At 57.0% G+C, this 596-nt stretch carries 1 protein-coding gene; it reads left to right on the top strand.

Translation table 11 applies throughout. The features are described 5' to 3' along the window. Positions 1–459, top strand: a 459-nt coding sequence (locus ACR0IP_RS23390; protein ID WP_480528194.1) for an FAD binding domain-containing protein, incomplete at its 5' end; no start/stop codon positions are given. Between the last annotated feature and the right edge of the window lie 137 nt (positions 460–596).

The raw sequence follows: 596 nt of genomic DNA, 5'->3' as shown, positions 1-596 counted from the left end.
GCGAACAATGACCCGGCTGCCTGCTATCCGGCGGGTGTGCTGGGATCGGGCGCAACCGTGGTGACCAACGCGCGTCAAATTGCGGCAGATGACTTTTTTCAGGGCATGTTCACCACAGCCCTGGATGAAGGAGAGATCATCACCTCGATCCGCTTTCCGGTTCCGCAGGCGGCAAGCTATCAAAAATTCCTGCAACCAGCATCACGGTTTGCACTTGTTGGGGTATATTTGGCCCGTTTCACGGACGGCGTGCGCGTGGCGGTGACCGGGGCAAGTGAGGATGGCGTCTTCCGTTGGAGCGAAGCCGAGCAGGCGCTGAACAAGGAGTTTCGCCCGGACGCCTTGATGGACCTTCGGATTAACCCCGCCAACATGATCGCTGATTTACATGGCAGCAAGGAATACCGGGCGCATCTTGTGTCGGTCATGACCAAACGCGCCGTGGAAGCCTGCATGTAGGCATTTCACGACAAGATGCTCAAAAGCCCCGGTTTTTACCGGGGCTTTTTCGTTGAGATATGGTTTTGGTGTCTCGCCACAGTCGGGCTGGCCAGCACCTTTTCGTTGTTTGAGGGTCGTGGCCAGTGTCTACGCAA

The organism is Ruegeria sp. AL11, assembly GCF_056540865.1.
Note: the sequence above shows the minus strand (reverse complement) of the source record. Positions and strands in the feature narration are given on the sequence as shown.